Source organism: Psychrosphaera algicola, from assembly GCF_028401425.1.
Taxonomy (GTDB): Bacteria; Pseudomonadota; Gammaproteobacteria; order Enterobacterales; family Alteromonadaceae; genus Psychrosphaera; species Psychrosphaera algicola.
Map to the genome: position 1 here is coordinate 3,874,468 of NZ_JAQOMS010000002.1, position 18,683 is coordinate 3,893,150.

The 18,683-nt window shown below is 39.0% G+C and carries 18 protein-coding genes and 6 pseudogenes; 12 read left to right on the forward strand and 12 right to left on the reverse strand.

Going from position 1 to position 18,683, the window contains the following annotated elements:
* Positions 1-1,897: pseudogene (locus PN838_RS21260) on the forward strand (monovalent cation:proton antiporter-2 (CPA2) family protein).
* 249 nt (positions 1,898-2,146) lie between these two features.
* Here the strand turns inward: PN838_RS21260 and fic are convergent.
* Positions 2,147-3,261: pseudogene (gene fic / locus PN838_RS27625) on the reverse strand (protein adenylyltransferase Fic).
* 223 nt (positions 3,262-3,484) lie between these two features.
* Here fic and PN838_RS21275 point away from each other — a divergent pair.
* On the forward strand, positions 3,485-4,000 hold the full coding sequence (locus PN838_RS21275) for an RHS repeat-associated core domain-containing protein (RefSeq protein WP_272181898.1): 516 nt from the start codon (positions 3,485-3,487) through the stop codon (positions 3,998-4,000).
* Positions 4,001-4,572: 572 nt separating this feature from the next.
* Entirely contained in the window at positions 4,573-4,938 is a 366-nt protein-coding gene (locus tag PN838_RS21280; RefSeq protein WP_272181899.1) for a hypothetical protein, read from the forward strand.
* A gap of 236 nt (positions 4,939-5,174) precedes the next feature.
* On the opposite strand, the gene PN838_RS21285 is transcribed toward PN838_RS21280, so the two are convergent.
* Complete coding sequence (locus tag PN838_RS21285) at positions 5,175-5,315, reverse strand: hypothetical protein (protein ID WP_272181900.1); 141 nt, start codon at positions 5,313-5,315, stop codon at positions 5,175-5,177.
* 276 nt (positions 5,316-5,591) lie between these two features.
* Complete coding sequence (locus PN838_RS21290; protein ID WP_272181901.1) at positions 5,592-5,909, reverse strand: hypothetical protein; 318 nt, start codon at positions 5,907-5,909, stop codon at positions 5,592-5,594.
* 99 nt (positions 5,910-6,008) lie between these two features.
* Between PN838_RS21290 and PN838_RS21295 the strand changes: the two genes are divergently transcribed.
* Positions 6,009-7,203, forward strand: a protein-coding gene (locus PN838_RS21295; RefSeq protein WP_370661057.1) for an IS3 family transposase whose coding sequence is annotated in 2 segments (ribosomal slippage) — positions 6,009-6,277 and positions 6,276-7,203 — 1,197 coding nt in all. Because the reading frame shifts where the segments join, the coding sequence is not laid out codon by codon here.
* 190 nt (positions 7,204-7,393) lie between these two features.
* Positions 7,394-7,864, forward strand: a complete 471-nt coding sequence (locus tag PN838_RS21300; protein ID WP_272181903.1) for a hypothetical protein — start codon at positions 7,394-7,396, stop codon at positions 7,862-7,864.
* Positions 7,865-8,578: 714 nt separating this feature from the next.
* On the opposite strand, the gene PN838_RS21305 is transcribed toward PN838_RS21300, so the two are convergent.
* From PN838_RS21305 to PN838_RS21325, 5 genes and pseudogenes are all read right to left on the reverse strand, one after another.
* On the reverse strand, positions 8,579-8,992 hold the full coding sequence (locus PN838_RS21305) for a hypothetical protein (protein ID WP_272181904.1): 414 nt from the start codon (positions 8,990-8,992) through the stop codon (positions 8,579-8,581).
* 37 nt (positions 8,993-9,029) lie between these two features.
* A complete protein-coding gene (locus tag PN838_RS21310; protein WP_272181905.1) occupies positions 9,030-9,806 on the reverse strand; it encodes a hypothetical protein in 777 nt (258 codons plus the stop codon).
* A gap of 22 nt (positions 9,807-9,828) precedes the next feature.
* Positions 9,829-9,984, reverse strand: a pseudogene (locus PN838_RS21315) (RHS repeat-associated core domain-containing protein); the annotation flags it as partial.
* Between the two features lie 129 nt (positions 9,985-10,113).
* Positions 10,114-10,362, reverse strand: coding sequence for a DUF3297 family protein (locus PN838_RS21320; RefSeq protein ID WP_215965150.1), 249 nt, complete (start codon positions 10,360-10,362; stop codon positions 10,114-10,116).
* A gap of 111 nt (positions 10,363-10,473) precedes the next feature.
* Positions 10,474-10,997: pseudogene (locus tag PN838_RS21325) on the reverse strand (DUF1697 domain-containing protein).
* 138 nt (positions 10,998-11,135) lie between these two features.
* Between PN838_RS21325 and PN838_RS21335 the strand changes: the two are divergent.
* The 3 genes and pseudogenes from PN838_RS21335 to PN838_RS21345 all read left to right on the forward strand — a co-directional run bounded on the left by PN838_RS21335 (position 11,136) and on the right by PN838_RS21345 (position 13,308).
* Complete coding sequence (locus tag PN838_RS21335) at positions 11,136-11,987, forward strand: PAS domain-containing protein (protein WP_272181908.1); 852 nt, start codon at positions 11,136-11,138, stop codon at positions 11,985-11,987.
* Positions 11,988-12,019: 32 nt separating this feature from the next.
* Positions 12,020-12,417, forward strand: a pseudogene (locus tag PN838_RS21340) (diguanylate cyclase domain-containing protein); the annotation flags it as partial.
* Positions 12,418-12,435: 18 nt separating this feature from the next.
* Positions 12,436-13,308 carry a putative bifunctional diguanylate cyclase/phosphodiesterase gene (locus tag PN838_RS21345; protein ID WP_272182676.1) on the forward strand — a complete coding sequence of 291 codons (873 nt, stop codon included), beginning with the start codon at positions 12,436-12,438 and terminating at the stop codon, positions 13,306-13,308.
* A 42-nt stretch (positions 13,309-13,350) separates the two neighbouring features.
* On the opposite strand, the gene PN838_RS21350 is transcribed toward PN838_RS21345, so the two are convergent.
* Positions 13,351-14,388, reverse strand: a complete 1,038-nt coding sequence (locus PN838_RS21350) for an ArgP/LysG family DNA-binding transcriptional regulator (protein WP_272181909.1) — start codon at positions 14,386-14,388, stop codon at positions 13,351-13,353.
* Between PN838_RS21350 and PN838_RS21355 the strand changes: the two genes are divergently transcribed.
* Complete coding sequence (locus PN838_RS21355) at positions 14,369-14,968, forward strand: LysE/ArgO family amino acid transporter (protein WP_272181910.1); 600 nt, start codon at positions 14,369-14,371, stop codon at positions 14,966-14,968. The genes PN838_RS21350 and PN838_RS21355 overlap by 20 nt on opposite strands.
* A 45-nt stretch (positions 14,969-15,013) precedes the next feature.
* Here PN838_RS21355 and PN838_RS21365 read toward each other — a convergent pair.
* A pseudogene (locus tag PN838_RS21365) lies at positions 15,014-15,738 on the reverse strand (SMP-30/gluconolactonase/LRE family protein).
* 64 nt (positions 15,739-15,802) lie between these two features.
* Positions 15,803-15,973 carry a hypothetical protein gene (locus PN838_RS21370; protein WP_272181911.1) on the reverse strand — a complete coding sequence of 57 codons (171 nt, stop codon included), beginning with the start codon at positions 15,971-15,973 and terminating at the stop codon, positions 15,803-15,805.
* A 139-nt stretch (positions 15,974-16,112) separates the two neighbouring features.
* Between PN838_RS21370 and PN838_RS21375 the strand changes: the two genes are divergently transcribed.
* The 3 genes from PN838_RS21375 to PN838_RS21385 are packed head-to-tail and all read left to right on the forward strand — an operon-like array spanning position 16,113 to position 17,246.
* Positions 16,113-16,736, forward strand: a complete 624-nt coding sequence (locus tag PN838_RS21375; protein WP_272181912.1) for an endo-1,4-beta-xylanase — start codon at positions 16,113-16,115, stop codon at positions 16,734-16,736.
* A 28-nt stretch (positions 16,737-16,764) separates the two neighbouring features.
* On the forward strand, positions 16,765-17,100 hold the full coding sequence (locus tag PN838_RS21380) for an endo-1,4-beta-xylanase (RefSeq protein WP_272181913.1): 336 nt from the start codon (positions 16,765-16,767) through the stop codon (positions 17,098-17,100).
* Positions 16,998-17,246: an endo-1,4-beta-xylanase gene (locus PN838_RS21385; protein ID WP_272181914.1), complete on the forward strand. Its 249-nt coding sequence runs from the start codon at positions 16,998-17,000 to the stop codon at positions 17,244-17,246. The genes PN838_RS21380 and PN838_RS21385 overlap by 103 nt, the downstream gene beginning before the upstream one ends.
* Before the next feature lie 269 nt (positions 17,247-17,515).
* On the opposite strand, the gene PN838_RS21390 is transcribed toward PN838_RS21385, so the two are convergent.
* A complete protein-coding gene (locus PN838_RS21390) occupies positions 17,516-18,583 on the reverse strand; it encodes a hypothetical protein (RefSeq protein ID WP_272181915.1) in 1,068 nt (355 codons plus the stop codon).
* Positions 18,584-18,683 lie beyond the last annotated feature (100 nt).

Here is an 18,683-nt window from a genome sequence, read left to right on the forward strand (position 1 = left end):
ATGTTAGAGCTTGCTGTCGTCTATTTAGCGGCTGCTGTTATAGCGGTGCCTGTAGCAAAACGCTTAGGTTTAGGCTCGGTGTTAGGCTATTTATTAGCTGGAATATTGATAGGTCCGTTTTTATTGGGTCTTGTTGGTGACCAAACCGATGTCATGCACTTTGCTGAATTTGGCGTTGTTATGATGTTGTTTTTAGTTGGTTTGGAGTTACAACCGTCGAGGTTGTGGAAACTGAGACATTCCATTATTGGGTTAGGGGGCCTGCAAGTTACGCTGACCAGTTTAGCTATTTTTGCGACCTGCTATTGGGTATTTTCGTTACAATGGCAGACCGCTCTGGCCATCGGCTTGATGTTAGCTTTGTCTTCTACCGCTATCGTTATACAAAGCTTGAATGAAAAAGACTGGACCAATCAAGAAGCCGGTCAAAACGCGTTTTCTGTATTGTTATTTCAAGATATTGCGGTCATCCCAATCCTAGCGCTATTTCCATTGTTAGCCTTTAGCGATTCTATTGGCACTGTGTCTGATCATGGCAACTTAATTGCGCACTACCCAGTTTATCTGCAAGTGATGATCTCAGGTGCTGTTATCGCGAGTATTGTTTTTGCGGGGAAGTATGTATCGACGCCCTTATTTCGATATATAGCAGAAACACGACTACGAGAACTGTTTACCGTAATGGCGTTGTTTTTGGTCATTGCCATTGCGTATATAATGCAAAAAATTGGATTATCCCCTGCATTAGGCACATTTTTAGCGGGTGTCGTTTTAGCCGAAAGTGAATTTAGACACGAATTGGAAGTGGATATCGAACCATTTAAGGGGCTGTTGCTGGGGCTGTTTTTTATCACAGTTGGCGCGTCAATTGACTTTCCATTGTTGTTTGAACAGTTCTCCACTGTAGCAATGCTGGTTCTTTCCTCATAATTCTCAAAGCTACGGTGTTATTTTTCCTCTCCGTAATTTTTAAAATGCAAGGCAAACAAAAGCTGTTGTTTACCTTGGCCTTAGCTCAAGGTGGTGAATTTGCTTTTGTTCTGTTGTCATTAACCACGTCGTTACAAATATTGGATCCAGAACAAACTAAGTTAGCGACCTTAGTTGTCGCAATATCTATGTTAATGGCCCCATTGTTACTGATGATTTACGATAAGAAGCTGAACAACTCAAAAGCCTCCAAAGCTGAATATGATAAGCCTGAGCACATAGAGGCCACTAAAAGTGTCATTATTGCCGGATATGGTCGTTTTGGCCAAATCATTGGTCGTTTATTAACAGCACAGGGTTACCACTTATCTATCCTTGATCACAGCCCAAGCCAGATAGAGATGGTTCGCCGTTTTGTTAATAAAGTACATTACGGAGACGCAGCCCGAAAAGACCTGCTTGAGGCGTCTGGAGCGCTTGAAGCAAAGTTATTAGTGATAGCAATAGATGACGCAGATAAAATTTTAGAAATTGCCGCTATGGCTAAAAAACATTATCCAAACCTGGCGATTGTCGCACGCGCTATTGACCGTGGACATGCTTATGAGTTAATGAAATTAGGGGTCACTTCGTTTCGACGTGAAACCTTCGACTCCGCATTAAGCCTAGGCGTCGAGGCGTTAACCTTGCTAGGTCACAGTCAGGAAATGTCCGCACGTGCAGGACGAATTTTTGTTGAACATGATAACGAATCAATGAAAATGTTAGTGGACGTGTGGGGGATGATTATAGTTACGGTGTTGCCGTTAAACAGCGACTGGAAGTGCTAAAACAAGTACTGACAAATGACTTAAAAGAACAAAATAAAATTAATACCTGTCAACAACCAGATTCTAATGAAGATTGCGACGATAAGATAACGAGCAAAACAGTGAGTGACACAGGAAAAAATAGCAAGAGAAGCTAACCCATGCTGTTGTTTTAATTTAGATATTAAATTAGCAATCTAGATATTTACTGGCGTAACTGGAAATTCAACAATAGTAATATGCTATTTTCAGTTAGCTGGTATACCTTAAAGTTTGCCGCTTGGTATGTGATTGACCGTTCATATGACTTAATCAAATGCGATTTGGCTTTTGGCTAACTCATTGGATTTTAAATAACTATATTCTAACTATTTAAGTTTTTTCAGTAATCCGTCAATACTAAAAATTTATTCTAGGATGTATTCTTCGAACTGATTTGAATCAGTTGTCATCAATTTGATTAACTTTGGATGAACAAAGAGTTTCTCTTTTCCTGAGGCCACTTCTTGTAATACGCCAATATTGCATAACTGCCTTAAATAAACTGAGGCCGTTTGTCGTTTAGCGATATCATTATCAACTAAGCTCCCTATTCGGCAATAAGGCTGCTCAAAAATCACTTTTACGAGTTCATAGCTGTAAATTTTGGGTAATGATTGCTGAATATGATTAGTGGTATGCTCAATTAGTTTTCTTACCACGGCAATTTTTTGTGTAGTCCATCGTGCTGTCTCCTCAATTCCTTTCAACATGTAAAGTAACCAAGATTCCCAATCACCATCTTGAGTAACCTTTAGAAGTAAACGATAATAATCAGATTTATTACTTACGATATAGCGGCTTAAGTACAAAATCGGCAAAGTTAATAACTCTCTTTCGATTAAATAAAGAACATTTATAATCCTACCTGTTCTGCCATTACCATCTGTAAATGGATGAATTGCTTCAAATTGATAATGGCTGATAGCCATCTTAATAAGTGGGTCTAAATCATCATCCGTATGAAGGAATATCTCCCAGTTAGCTAGTAAATCTCTTAATGTATGCTCACCTACAGGTGGCGTATAAATAACTTTACCAGTGGTTTGGTTGCTTAACACTGTGCCTATGGTATTCTTCGAATATTCATCGCAACAGATTTGATCGTGCTGCAAATCTCAACTGCTGTATTGGTGCAGAGCGGTTTATATTCTAGTTGTTTATACCCCTCATAAAGTGCAGTTCTATATCGTAAAGCCTCCTTGGTTGCATTATCTGCAGCGGTGTCTTCATAGGCAAACTGAAAAAGTTTATCTGTCGTTGTTACAATATTTTCGATTTCCGAACTGTCCTTAGCTTCAAGGAGGGGCAGTAAGTTAATAAGAAGCCCTTGATTTGGAAGTAACTCTCCAGCTTGTTTCAACTCTGCCAATGCAACTCTAGCGGGTATGCAAGCCTTCAAAACGTTTATACTCTCGATTGCGTCTTTGGATGGTGGCAGGAGAGGTATTGAATTAAATGGTTCTTCAGGGTTCCAGTTCATGTTTGAAATATCTCGTTTTTCGACATATCAAGTAGTATATGTCGATAGCGTCGACACGTAAACGCCTTGTGTTGATATAATGCACTTTTATCGACATGACATATTTACATGTCGATAGAATAAATATATTAAATTTGACAGATATAAAAAATAAACTTTACCATGTAACAATAAAACTCTTTAAAATACAATGTGTTAGCCACTATAAGTGTAACTAATTCATATGAACGGTCGGGTTTACGATTACAACCTTGGCCGGTTTATGAGTGTTGATCCGTTTTTACACCTTCAAGGTGATAGTCAAGGAATTAACCCATATTCGTATATTATGAATAATCCTATGGCTGGGACCGATCCCACTGGATATATTCCAATCATACCAGCCATCATCTGGGCTTATTCAGCATATGAGACTGCAAACGCTGCTTCAGATACGTATGAGAGTTATCAGAATGGGGATATAAGCGGAGCAGATGCTGCAACTACTGTTGGCGTTAGTGCAATTGAAAGTACCGTGGGTAAAAAGGTTAGACTTGCTAAAGAAGGTCTGCAAAAAGTACGTCAGGCATTCAAAGGCGATAAATCAAATAGTAATGTTCAAAACTCCAAAAATGCGTCAAACTCAGATGGTAGAGCTAAGACAACGAATGGTGCTGATAATACTCAAGGTGCAAATAGTGCAGGTCAAAAAACAACTGACATTGGAAGTCAGAGTCAAATCTCCAAAAGGATCAACTAGCGCAAAATAAAGCTCAAGGTAAGGCTGGTGAAGCCCAAGTCCGTCAGGAGCTGGGCGATGCCAACCGTGGTGAACAAGTTACAGTAGAGACACTTGATGGTGATAGGGCTAGGGTTGACTTTGTAACGATTAAAGATGGGAAACCAAATTTAGTTGAAGTGAAAACAGGAAATGCCTCACTTTCTAAAGGACAGAAAGCAGTTAAAAGTGCAATTGATAGAGGAGAACCTGTAATACCTAGGGAGCTAATGCGGAGAAAGCAGGCTTACCAGTAGGTAAAAAGGTTGCGTGTTCGTTTGAAGAGAAAAGGTGTTAGGTAATGTCCGGTAAATTAGTACCTATGGGAAAATTACTAAGTAATACATGTATTCCTCTTTTTAAAGAAATAGGCTTTAAAAAGAAGAAAGAAGGTATTTTTATAAACAATATGGTGATGATCTATATTTAAGAATCGGGTTTAACGAATCAGATAAGTCATCTAATACGCTTGTTATAAATCCAATGTTTGGTGTTGGTTGGAAAAAGTTAGAGTCATTTTTGGCAGAGTGCAATAAGGGAAGTACTCCCCATATTTGTATGCTAGTTTCTCATCCAATATTGGAGGGTTTGACGAAAGTAATGATGTTGTTAGATTCACTTTTGAGAGGGATCGCATCGTCGAAGATGCACAGTCATTTCAGGAATACTTGAATTCTATATCGCTTAAAACAGAAGAACGTTTTGCCGAACATTCTGACTTATTAGATGGGCTTCTGAGGTATATTTCCGTGGGGCAGCAACAAGAAAAATTAGCCTGTTATCACTTTTTAATTGGTGATAAATCAAAGGCTCTTAATATTCTTGAAAAAGAGCGAGATAGTTTGAGTTCAGCTCATCCCGTTATGCAAGAAGAGTTTGAAATGTTTGCTGATGAGTTCATGTCTAAAGTAACTAGTTGACTCTTTGCAAAGAACTAATGAATAAAGCCCACACGCGTGGGCTTTATTGTGTCGAAAGCTAAGCAGCCAGCTCGTTAACGTTGGTGATTTGCTGTGTGGCGTTCCGCTCTGCCTCAGGCGGTCATAGGGATCAGGTCTTGCATTTTGCATTGTTTTGAACTCAAACCAGAACTAACGGGGTCAGGACCTGACCCCGTTGTATAGATTATATCTCGAAACAAATCATGACTTTTACGTCATTCAGCATGAGAGATCGCATTAAACCCTTCAAGTTTACCTATTTTTAATTTGCCGTTTTCTTGGGTCAGTTTAATATAAAACACCTTTCGATTTCGATTTCCATTTCCAGACAAGCCTGTAACGAAAGAGTCCATCATTTTACAATCACTAACAATCCTAAATTCGGATTTTATAGTTCTCAACGCAGCGATTGACAATAACCACATATTGTCAAAATTAATTTTGACCTCAAATCAAACCAGCCGAATCTGGTTTAAACTGAAACTCACTACCAAAGGTAAATCGGACAGAGTTGATTCCGAGACAATTGATAACTAGTTATCAAAACTACTTACAATCAAAAAATATCTAATCCCACTTTGACCTCAAAACAAACCAGCCGAAGCTGGTTCATTTTATATGAATGGGGACGGTCACTCTTCGGTTCTTTCAACAGAAGACGAATGAATTGTTACTGCGCCAACCACTTCTCCAATTACTAAAATTGGTAATGAAGTCTTTTCTAAAAAGCTTTTATCAATTCCTCCAATCCAGCGAGCACTAACCGAACCTTCACACTGCTCTCCAATGTTAAGTTTGGCTTTTTCCATGTCATAGAGGTTTGCAATAACTTTACCTTCATCTGTGTCGATATCAAATCTGGCATTTTCTCCTAATAAGATCTCAGGAAACTCTGAATGCTTAGACTGATAATGGACTGTAACTTTAGCCAAAAATGTATCAACAATCATTTATTCTACCTCCCATGCTCCGCCTGTAGTGGCATAGTGATTTTGGCCACCTAATTAGAGGATGTTATGATTGAATCATAGCAGTATTAGGTGAAGATAATGGCTAAGAAGTCACGTAAAAATTTCAGCCCAGAATTTAGATTAGAAACGGCACAATTGGTACTCGATCATGGTTATACCCATGAAGAAGCAGCTAAGGCCATGAATGTGGGTTATTCGACGATTGGTAAATGGGTTAAACAGTTAAAAGAAGAACGGCAAGGCAAAGCGCCTAAAGCAACACCCATGACTCCCGAGCAGCTTAGGATAAGAGAGCTTGAAAAGAAAATTGAACGCATTGAATTAGAAAAGGAAATTCTAAAAAGGCTACGGCTCTGTTGATGTCGGACTCACTGAACAATTCGAATTAATCGAAAAACTCAATCAGAGCCATAAAGTAAGGTATCCAATAAAAATATTGTGTGATGTCTTCGGTGTTAATCGTAGCAGCTTTAAATATTGGCTGAAACGAGATAATTCGCCGTCAGTCGAGCATCAAGTATTACTAAAGAAGGTTGAGAATGCTCATGAGTTAAGCGGTGGCTCCGCAGGTGCCAGAACAATCAGTGAAATCATTACACAAGATGAAAGTGACGTAACGTTGAGTCGATACCGGGCTACTAAGTTAATGAAAAAGCTTAATTTAGTGAGTTGTCAGATACCACAACATGCTTATAAGAAAGGCTCAAAGGAGCATGTGGCAATACCTAACTTGCTTGGTCGTCAGTTTGATGTAACTGCGCCTAATCAAGTCTGGTGCGGCGATGTGACGTACATATGGACAGGAAATCGTTGGGCCTATTTAGCTGTCGTGATTGATTTGTTCGCTCGAAAACCTGTTGGGTGGGCAATGTCACACTCACCTGACAGCGAATTAACAGTCAAAGCACTAACAATGGCTTACGAGCTACGTGGCAGACCTGAAAACGTGATGTTTCACAGTGACCAAGGCAGTCATTACACGAGCCGAAAATTCAGACAGAGGCTGTGGCGTTACCAGATAACACAAAGCATGAGCCGTCGCGGAAATTGCTGGGACAACGCACCGATGGAGCGATTTTTCAGAAGTCTAAAGACAGAATGGGTTCCAACGGTAGGCTATCGTAGTTTTAATGAAGCCAAGATAGATATCACGAAATATATTATTGGCTATTACAGTCAAGTTAGGCCGCATCAGCATAATGGCGGTTTGGCACCAAATGAGTCAGAGAGAAGATACTGGCTAAACTATAAAACCGTGGCCAAAAACAGTTGACCACTACATACCAAGCTCGGTCATTAGTTGACAATTTCCAGAACGTTTTAAAATCGATGCCACTGATAAACAGAAATATGGGGCCGTCATTCTTGGAAAAAACGGTGTTGAAAAATACGTCAACTATTGTTAGCACCTACCAAACTTGGAAACATCGAAATCACAGACATGCCACCTGCGCATAGAATGAGTGCAAGAAAAAAACAAGAGGGTTTATAATGACTGTCAAAATGATTTGTTTGTTTGCTATTTTTTCGCAGATAATTGCGTTGCCGAAGAAATCAGTAATGAGTTAACTGGTGATTTTGCTGAAGAACTGATGAATATAAAAAATGTCACAGTGCATTCTGACGTTAAGAATTCGTTAGAGACTAAGATTATAAAGTCGAGAAGAGAGGAAGAATGCCCTTCAGCTAGTAAGTACTGCCCCACTGAGAATCTTTTTATAGTAGTTAAGACGCTAGAAGAAGCTCCATCATATAAAATTTATAAGCTGAGAAATGCTTTCGGCTGGGAAGTTAAATCGGTAAGTTTTTCAGGTGAGGGGTACAGTGCTTGTTCCAAAGTAACTCTAATAGAAAAGGTGCTAAGCTCTTCAGCGGACAGTTGGGATTACGAAGATAAGGAAATTTGTTTGCGTGTGTTGGAGGAGCCTAAATAACCTTCATAAAAGGAAAGATTTGAGGCTAAGCCTTCAGTTTGTAAATGGAGATAAATTACTAACCATCATCATAGCCCAGCCAGAAACGGTTGGGCTTTTTAGTATCTGGAACCTTTAAACCGTTCAAATGTTACTCATCGATCGCTCTGCGATCGATGACACGGTTTCCATCATCATCACAGCATCATCACAGCATCATCACTTTTTACACCTGCATCATCATTGCTCGCCGGTATAAAACTTTCCCATTTTAGGTGTAGCGACCTAATGAAGGGTCATAATCACGGAAATAGTTATAACTAAAACCTGACTCTGCATCTTGATATTGACCAAAAATATTGGGGTCAGGTCTTGCATTTTGCAACTACTCTACTCACTGTTGAATAATGAACACCAAAGGCGTTAGCAACTTCTGCCATGCTGTATTGTCCGGTTCTATAGGCTTCTAACATTCCCTTTTTCTTGTCTTTGTTATACATAGTTTGATAAAAAGCTAATGCAAAAAACAAGACCTGACCCCGTTGTTTTCGCCAAAAATCAACGACTCTGACCCTTTGATTTTTTTCAAATTTCTCTCAAATTCTGTAGAAACTCAAAGAACAATTGTTGAAATTGTTTTTAGCCATTCATACTCTTAGCGATTTAAATAATTCCATTACCTTTGACCTCAAAGCAAACCAGCCGAAGCTGGTTTATAAATACTGTATATTCAATCTATTCAAAGGGTTGTAATTGCCCTCGATATAATTTTAAGGTTGTGAGGAATAAATGTTCTAGTTTATCCATATTTAGTAATACAAGTTTCAAACTTCTTTCCAGTAACATATCTAAATCATGTGCTGACATTAATTGAGAGGCTAAAGTTCTTAGTTCTACAAACTCATTCATAGAAAGTTGGTTTCTTAACTCTTCTAAAGCATCTCCATAAAGTAAAGGAACTTCTAACAAGCCAGAGTAACCTTTCACTTGGCAGCCTTTTCCAATTTTTATTGTAATAATTCGAGTTTTACAATCTGAAGATATAAACAAAAATATATTTTTATTTTTACATATAATTACACTGTCTCTCTCGTGACCATACTTTACAGGATCAACTAAAAATTCTGAGAACAAATCACTATATTTCATCAAAACTTGTTCAATTTCTCTTTTTCCATCTTTTCAATTACCGCCCGTAGCTAGGAAAATTATATGTATCGAAAACCATTTGCCTTTCATAATTGAGATATTGCCTTTTCGCAATTTCTTTTAGTTCGGCCTTGTACCATTCTGAGATAGGTTTATTTCTATAATCCATAGCTCTACCAATATCTACAATCCTAAAACCAGAATTCATAATGCCATTCACCCAGCCCCTATTATAAGCAACTGAAATTTGATCTCTTACAGACTTAGAGAATGAATTCATAAATTCGGAGCCAAATTTATACATATCAGGCCAACTAGGTCGAATCTGCAAAGCACCCATATTTTTAGCTTCACGAATAACTCTAGTCTGCTGCTCACCGATCACCGCTAATGAGTTACCTCTATGATTTTCTGCATCTGTTACTCCCACTTGAATACCAGCTTGGTAAGCCCCTTCTATATAACCTTCTGTCAATTGAGCTTCAGATAACTCACCATTTGCAAGAGTTGAAGGAGCCAAAGCAGCCCCTATAAAACCACCTTTTTTAAAGCTGTTTACTACAGTTTTAGCGAAGGACTTAATTCCACTTCCAAAATCAGATTTACTTGATTCTGAAGGTTTACCAACATCTTCAACTGTAGCTGAATTTGCGAACTGTTGGTTCATCTGGCCTGAAGAAACACTCACTAATTGAAAAGATTCCCCAGATTTCGTATTTACAATAGCTTTGTCTTTGTAGACCTCTATACTTTCGAATTCTTTGTCACCTATATCTTCTGCTGGCGCACCTCCAGAGCCACAATCACCATTCATAGACGAGAACCGTTGTGCAAGCATAACCAGTTGGATCGGTTCCAGCCATAGGATTATTCATAATATATGAATAAGGGTTTATCGACTGGGTATTTGTTGGAGCCTGTATAAACGGATCAACACTCATAAACCGGCCAAGGTTGTAATCGTAGATCCGACCGTTCATATGAATTAATTTAATCTAAATAGCTAACGTTATGGATTATTATCAACGAGCAGTGTTGATTTTGGATCTAATACAAAAAGCGGAACTCATAAGTTCCGCTTTTTATAGTAAAGTTGTAATGATAACTCTAAGACATAACCGTTATTTATAAAAGGCCTCAACAGTTCCTTTCATCTTGATTAGTAGTGGTTGTCCGCGGCGGTCTAACGCTTTTGCAGAAGCCACTTTTACCCAGCCTTCGCTGATGCAATATTCTTCTACATCGTTACGCTCTTTGCCGTTTAGACGAATACCAATGTCGTGCTCGAAAATTTCTGCCACATGAAATGGGCTGCGAGGATTACCTGAAAGGTGATCCGGTAATTCCGGTAGTGATTTAGTATCGTTCATGTATTTGACCTGATTAAATAAAAGCTTCGCCATTTTAGACAATAACACCCCAGCGCTCAAGCATTGCTATTGAGTTTTGCCAGAATCGTAGGTTAATCATCTATAATTGGTTTAATTTGCCAAGTTGTTCAACATAATACCCAGTTTATTGATGGTATTTAGATTCCTACCGGTTGCGGTTTGGCCCAAACAAGACTCTATGTTTGCAATGAGTTTAGAGCGACCAATACCGTCAGGCGCATATAAATAAAATACATTACCTTTGATTGTATATTGTTCAGAATCCGCAAGGTATTTTGTTAATTTATCCGTGACTAAGTTGATGTCATTTTTACAGAAATAAAAATGAACAAATTTACCTTCAAATTCTGCGTAGGGGTTACCGTCAACAGCGGATGTAAATTCCGCCTCATTTAAGCTAAAAACCTCTGGCGAAAAACCATAATGCTCTGCAATTGTCGCCTGCACTGCATCTGCAGGGGGATTGTACTTTTTAATACAATATTGCCACTTTGAATATAGGACGATACATTTTCAAATTTGCTCAACATTAGAAGTGCGACAAAATCTTTCATTGGCAATAAGTTTTTTCCACCTACATTGACGCCTTTGAGTAATACGACAAATTGTTGCATCAAACTTCCTTAATTAGTTAGTATTGCATGGCGTAATTAATATAACTTGTTTTGTCTATCAATGACTATACTCAGGTTAATCCCGCTTTAGATGCATTCAACCGAATTTAATTCTCCAATCGAAATAAGGAACACAGTTTGAGTGATAAAACGACACCAGTAAATAATCGACAAGAGAATGATCATGAACGATTAGAACTTATTATTAATGCCACTGGTGTGGGAATTTGGGATTGGCAAATTCAAACTGACGAATTGACGTTCAATGAGCGGTGGGCAGAAATTATTGGTTATCGTTATGATGAGTTGCACCCAATTAAATTTGATACATGGGCCAGCTATTTACATCCTGATGATTTAATTAGAGCAAACGAATTAATCACTCAACATTTTAACGGTGACCTAGAGTTTTACGAAGTCGAAGCCCGAATAAAACATAAATCGGGTCATTATGTTTGGGTTCAAGCCTCAGGGAAACTCGTTGAATGGGATATGGATGGTAATCCCAAAAGAATGATAGGTTTCCACTTGGATATTACTGAACGTAAAAAAGCCGAAGAAAGCATGGTTTTAGCCAGTCAGTTACTAAATGAGTCTGAACGAATTGGCAAGTTAGGGGGATGGGAGTTTAATTTAAAAACTGGAGATTTGTTTTGGACAGAAGAAACCTATCGAATACATGAAACAACACCTGAAGAGTTTAATCCAACAGTAGATGCTGGCGTCGACTATTTTTTACCAGAGTCAAAAATAGTAATCGCGAAAGCACTTGATGAAGCAATAAAAAATGGGGTTGGCTATGACCTCGAATTAGAGACGTATACCACAAAGGGTAGAAAAATAGATGTAAGAACAACATGTACGGTGTCAATGGAAGACGGCGTACCTGTGCGCCTTGTCGGCATTTTCCAAGACATAACTGAACAAAAAAATAATCAGAGAAAATTGGAAAAAGTAATCGTGAATTGTCAGTTGCCAATTCAGCATTAAAACTTTCCGCCCACTATGACCAACTTACCGGCTTGCCTAATCGAAATTTACTGTCTGATAGGCTTGAGCACGCTATGGCAAAATGTATAAGAAATAAAAAATACATTGCCATTGCGTTTATTGACTTAGACGGATTTAAAGTTGTTAACGACACTCAGGGTCACGGCGCAGGGGACGAATTACTAAAAAAGTGGCAACTCTGTTAAAGCATGTATTGCGTGAAGGGGATACTTTATCGCGTTTTGGCGGTGATGAGTTTGTGGCTGTAATCGATGACCTTACATCTCCTTCTGAGAGTAACTTGGTCATATCGAGAATGCTAGAATCATTATCGTCCTCGATTCCTGTTGGTGATAAATTATTGAAAATTTCTGCGAGCATTGGAGTTACGTTTTACCCATTAGATAATGCGAGTCCTGATCAACTGCTACGTCACGCTGACCAAGCAATGTATATAGCCAAACAAGAAGGTAAAAACCGCAGTTATATTTTTGACGTAGAAAGAGATGTCGCAGTTAAACATTTAAATGAAGAATTAAATAGAATCGCACAGGCATTAAAAAACCAAGAGTTTGTACTTTTCTATCAGCCAAAAATTGATCTTAGGACTTCGGACGTTGTTGGGGTTGAAGCATTAATCAGGTGGCAACACCCAGAAAAAGGATTACTATCCCCAGCGTCATTTTTACCTGCCGTCGAACATGATATTTTGGATATTGAAATTGGTAAATGGGTTATTAATACTGCCTTAAAACAATTACAAACTTGGCAGGCCGCTGGTCACAATATTCCAATGAGTGTCAATATCAGTCCAATGCATTTGCAGCACTCTGTATTTGTTAATGACTTGAAGAAAAAACTTAGCAACTATCCTCAATTTAAAGCAGAAAGTTTAGAGTTTGAAATTTTAGAAAGCAGTGCTTTAAAAGATATTGAGTTAGTTTCAAAGGTGATGAAAGAATGTGAGAAGTTAGGCGTACGTTTTTCAATTGACGACTTTGGGACAGGCTATTCATCATTGACCTATTTGAAACGCTTACCTGCGAAATATTTAAAGATTGACCAATCCTTTGTACGAGACATGTTATTTGATAAAGACGATACTGCAATTATTCAAGGTATCATTGAATTAGCGAAAGTATTTGACCTTAAAGTGATTGCTGAAGGGGTAGAAACCCCTTTACATGGTGAACTTTTATTATCATTAGGCAGTTATTTAGCGCAGGGTTATGGCATCGCCAAACCGATGCCTGAAAATGAATTTTTAGCTTGGCTAGTAAAGTGGGAACACGCCCCTTATTTAGTCGATGGAAGTAAATAAAAGTAAACTGATTAAGATTAAACTATCTATTCCAACGTGTTTTTAGCAACTTGTGTCGCATAATCTCGTAAAGCTTTTAATTGCGGGCTTTCTGTTTGCCAGTAATGCCAATAAAGCGGAGTGTCGATGAAATAGCTCTGAGGCCAAATCGACTAACTCTCCAGTTTCTATTGACGTTCCAAGTTGTAAGGTTGGCAGTAAACCGTAGCCTAAACCCGCTAACATGGCCTGTTTGAAACCTTCAGAGGAAGGTAAAATATGCGTATATTTTGGTGTCGAGCCATTAAGCTGTTGCAGAAATTGATGTTGTAATTTGTCATTCTCGTCAAACACTAAACAGGGTAAGTCCGCCAATTGACTGGAAGATGTCATATTGTGACGTTGAACAAATGCAGGACTTGCAATAACTTGATAACGTAACGCGCCTAAATAACTGACTAAACCACCGTTTACCGCCTCTGGTGTTGAACAAATACACACCATCACCTCGCCAGCCTTCATACGTTTCAGTCCGATAGATTGATCTTCTAAGATAATTTCAAAACGAAAATGCCCATGACTATTAACATCGCTTTTGGGGAGCGCCAATGCATCCGGTAGCCAGGTTGCTAACGAGTCAGCATTAACTGCTAACTTAACGGTTAGTGGTAAATCCGGTGGGGCGCTTTCATCAGATGTACGAATACTTAACGCGACTTCTAATTGCAATACTTGTTGTAAGTGGTTTAACAGTCGCTTGCCAAGGGCTGTTGGTTTTGGCGGCTGGGTACGGATTAAAACTGGCTCACCAAGGGTTGATTCTAATTGGTGAATGCGTCGACTAACAGCTGACTGCGTAATAAACAGAATTTTAGATGCTTTTTCAAAACCACCCTCGGTTACAACAGCGGAAAGTGCGTGAAGTAGTTGATAATCAATCATGAGTTTTATGCATGTACCAGTTTTATTATTCATTGGATTTGTATCTAAGCAGGGATTACGCTTCGTGTCATCAAAAAATGAGTGACTTAATTTAAATTTATAAAGATTTAAATACGCATAATCATAGAGGTTTAATACGATGTCTTTTTTATCTGGCATGATGCTGGGACTCAGTTTAATCATCGCCATAGGCGCACAAAATATTTGGGTATTGAGTCAGTGTATGGCTGGCGCTAATCGATTGGTGATTGCTTTTGTCTGTATCGCTTGTGATGCAAGCTTGATTATTATAGGTGTTTATTCTGCGAATGAAATTAAGCTCGTATTACCCGGGATTTTACCTTGGTTAATGTGGGGTGGGATCTTAATGTTGCTCTACCTTGCTTATGGTTCGGCACAAAGAGCAATTAAAGGCACTTCAGGTCTTAAGTTAACGAACACAGTAAAAGTGAGCTGGTGGCATACGGCGATTACCGCGTTGGCTATTAGCCTTTTAAACCCCCACGTATATTTAGATACCGTGCTTTTACTTGGAAGTATTGGTGCGTTACAACCTAATCCAGCGCAATTTGCAGCTGGGGCCTGTGTAGGCTCAGTTATTTGGTTTAGCAGTTTGGTGCTATTTTCACCTAAGCTTAAAGTATTGCTGAGTTCACCAATGAGATGGCGAGTTTTTGATTCTGGTATTGCGGTTATTTTATGTTTTGTGGCGTTGCAACTCTATATGGTAAAACTATGAATCGGGTCAGGTCATTTTCATACAACACAAAAATAGAAGAAATAACTAATTTGTTAATCCTGCAATATTTACCTGCATGGAAAACAAACCTTTAGCCGTCGTGATAAGAATTGTTTTGTTATTTTTACCACCAAAAGCGAGGTTAGTGACATTTTGGCCCAAAACAATTTTGTCGATGAATTTACCAGTGGGTGAGTAGATATTAATTACGCCTTTATTGTGGCTACTGACATAAAGGTTTCCTGCACAATCCACTTTAATGCCGTCTGGTGAGGCGACCTTAATAAAATCTCTGCGATTAGAAACATCGCCACTGCTACTAATATCGTACTTACTGACTCGATTACTAAAATCACCGATATAGAGCGTTTTTGGTCTGGCGAAAGCGCAACACCATTAGGTTTATCTAAACTGCCATCGATTAGGCTAACTTTACCATTGACATCAATCTTATAAACACCAGTGTATGGCTGCTGTTGTGTTCTATCGCCAAGTTGCCAGTTGGGATCAGTAAAATAGATATTACCCCTGCTATCCATCGTCATATCATTTGGTGAGTTGAAATTTAATTGATTAAATTGCCCGGCAATGATGTTGTTTAACTTGTGCTTTATGTTGAGTTTAGAAACCGATTGAGAGTTATGATTCAGGTTATATAAATTGGGGCCTTTGGCATATAAGCCATTGGTGCCACTGTGGGTTAAATAAGTGGAAACCGAATTAGGTAAAACCAGTTTGTAGATTGTTGAGTCTGGGCCCTGTGCTTGCAGGAACTTGAGAAATTCATTTCAGAAAAATAAAACGCCTGTGATGTAGTTGACCATGTTGGCCCTTCTAGAAACAAAAATCATCACTGATTAGTTCAACCTTTGAACCATGGGGGATTGGAGATTGACCATCACCATCACAATTTTTAGCTACCATGGTCGGATGGGCCATAGCGGCTTGGCAAAACGTTAGAAATAATGCAACAGTGGCTAAGTTTTTTTGCAGTGCTTTTCTCACAATCGTAATCTCTCTTTGTTTTCCAATTACTATTTTTTGTACTATTGCTGTAAGTAGTCTTACTGACTATAACATTCACACTTTTCATCGTATGATTATTTTTTATTGAAAAATCATTATGATTATACGGAGCTTACCAATGTATAAATGCCTGACTTTTGCGATGTTATTGCTGGTTGAACCAATTACGGTTAGTGCTCATCAGGAAGTCGAATTAAAGACGTCATTTGCCGATGCATTTAAAATGGGCGTTGCGGTAAATCAGGATATTGTTACCGGGAAAGACGCGGCGGCCTATTCCATTATTACTAAGCAATTTAATACTGTTACGCTTGAAAATGCGATGAAAGCGGAAGCGATTTACCCGTCACGCGATAACGTTGATTTTAGTGGTGCAGATGCATTTATCGAATTTGCGCAGAAATACCAGATGTTCACCGTTGGGCATACGTTAGTCTGGCATAACCAAACACCAAGTTGGTTTTTTCATAACCGTAATAACGAACCAAACACCCCAAAGCAACAGCTAGAACAAATGCGCAAACACATAGAATTAGTTGCAGGGCGATATAAAGAAAAAGTTGATGCATGGGACGTTGTAAATGAAGTTATCGCTGACGATGGTACCTATCGCCCAACAACCTGGGTTAATAGCGTGGGTGACGGCGATACTATGGTTAAAGCAGCGTTTAAATATGCCCAACAATATTCACCCGATACTGAACTCTATTACAATGACTTTAATGCCTTAGCGACCCACTAAACGAGATGGCATTGTGCGGATGGTTAAAATGTTGCAAAAAGAGGGCATTCGAATTGATGGTGTTGGCATACAAGCGCATTGGGGCTTAAATTTTCCTCGAATGGAATATATTGAAGACGCTATCGACGCCTATTCAGCATTAGGCATTAAAGTGATGATCACCGAACTAGATATTGACGTTTTACCTTTGACAAAAGAGGGCCAAATTATTGGTGTCGATATGATGAAACCACAGTTTCAATTGGAAGAATTTGAAGCTTTTTGGACCCATACAAAGCGGGGTTACCTGAGGATATCGAAGCGCAACTTACCGCCCGTTATAAAGCACTGTTTGAGCTGTTCTATAAAAAACGTGACAAGATAGACCGAGTTACCTTTTGGGGATTGCATGATGGCATGTCTTGGAAAAATGGTTATCCCATTCCAAACCGAACAAACTATCCACTGCTTTGGGATCGTGATCTAAATCCTAAACCGGCCATTAAGGCAATTGCGGAAATTGTAAAATAAGGGGCTGAATCTTATCGAAAGATCGGTCTTTGACCTCAAGGCGGCTATTGCAGTCGCTCTGTTTCGAAGTACAGCTAGGTAAAAGGGCTCTGTCCAGCCAATACTTATGCCTCACATTACCGTCGACGATAATATAAACTTTAAATAAGGGTAAGGGTGCAACCAAAAAGCGGCTCGCACGGCGGAACCTGCGAAGCTAAGGCGAAAACGTCTGCAATCTCCAAATGCCAATGTGTAACCGCAAACCCGCTAATATTACGCCATTAAATTCATTTTAAATTTGTTTTGATTATATATACCCAGTCGTCATTTTGTGTGTCAGGTGGGGCGGGCAGTGCGCTTTCAGCTGAGGAGTCCCGACATATTTGAGAACCCGCAATGTATTGATTGCTGCGGGGATTAAACCAATCTAATTGGTAACAACCTTGTGGTAGCGCCGCAGATGCTTGATTAGCTTGTTTAAAATAGAGTAAATAATAGGATTTATTATCAGTTAATCCCCAGCCTGACCGGCTCAATGTAGTCGATGGCGTTAAATCTTCGAACGGTACAAATTCTCTAAAAAATGCCGCAGCATTGGTCATTTGGAGATAGAAGTCTTTAAAAGGTGCAACATCTTGAACAAATATATCGCCGCCACCGCCCAAATAAAACTCGATTCCAGCGCCGCCCGCCATAAAAGTAGCCCACACGTTGTCTTTTCGCCATTGGTCAATGTCGTTAGCGGGATGGTTAATATAGGCTTCGTCCATTGAAATAACCCAAGGGTGATCGCTATTTTGTGTCAATTGGCGATACTTTAAAACGTCGTTGTAAGTTGTATTGGTTTTAAGCTCGCCCTGTAAACTTGGGCCGGTATATGATTTATAACCTAGGATGTTATCGTCTTGTTTATCGTATATATGATAATCCAACGAAGGGCCATTATGAATTACGATATGTTCACGGTAGTAAGTCAGTGATTGTAGATAATCGGCAAATTGTTTGCGTTGTTTTGTCGTGTTTGCTTTTTGTTGTTTGTCATCGCCACTTGGGTCTTGCCAGCCGTTTTCCTCACCAATATTCCATGTTGTCGCTAAGTGGTAGCCAAAGCGTGCAAATAATTCTCGGTAATAGATTTTTCTGGAGATGGCAAAGTCGTTTTCTAATCGACTTTCAAACCATTCAAAAAGTGATTCGTTTTCGGTTTCGGTCAAGACAAAGTGGGTCATTATTCCTTTGCTTTGCATATGTGAAAACAGAATGTCCCACTGTGCTAATTTAGATACGTCATAACGGGTTGGCTCACTTTTATCGACCCAAGGCCAAACTTGTTTGCCGTCACCTAAATGGTTCATGGTTAAAAAATAAAAGGCATTTATGTCAAATGAAGAAAGAAAGTTTATTAATCCAATAATACCTTTCGAAGATTCCGTTTTTGTCCCCTTTGCCGTTGAG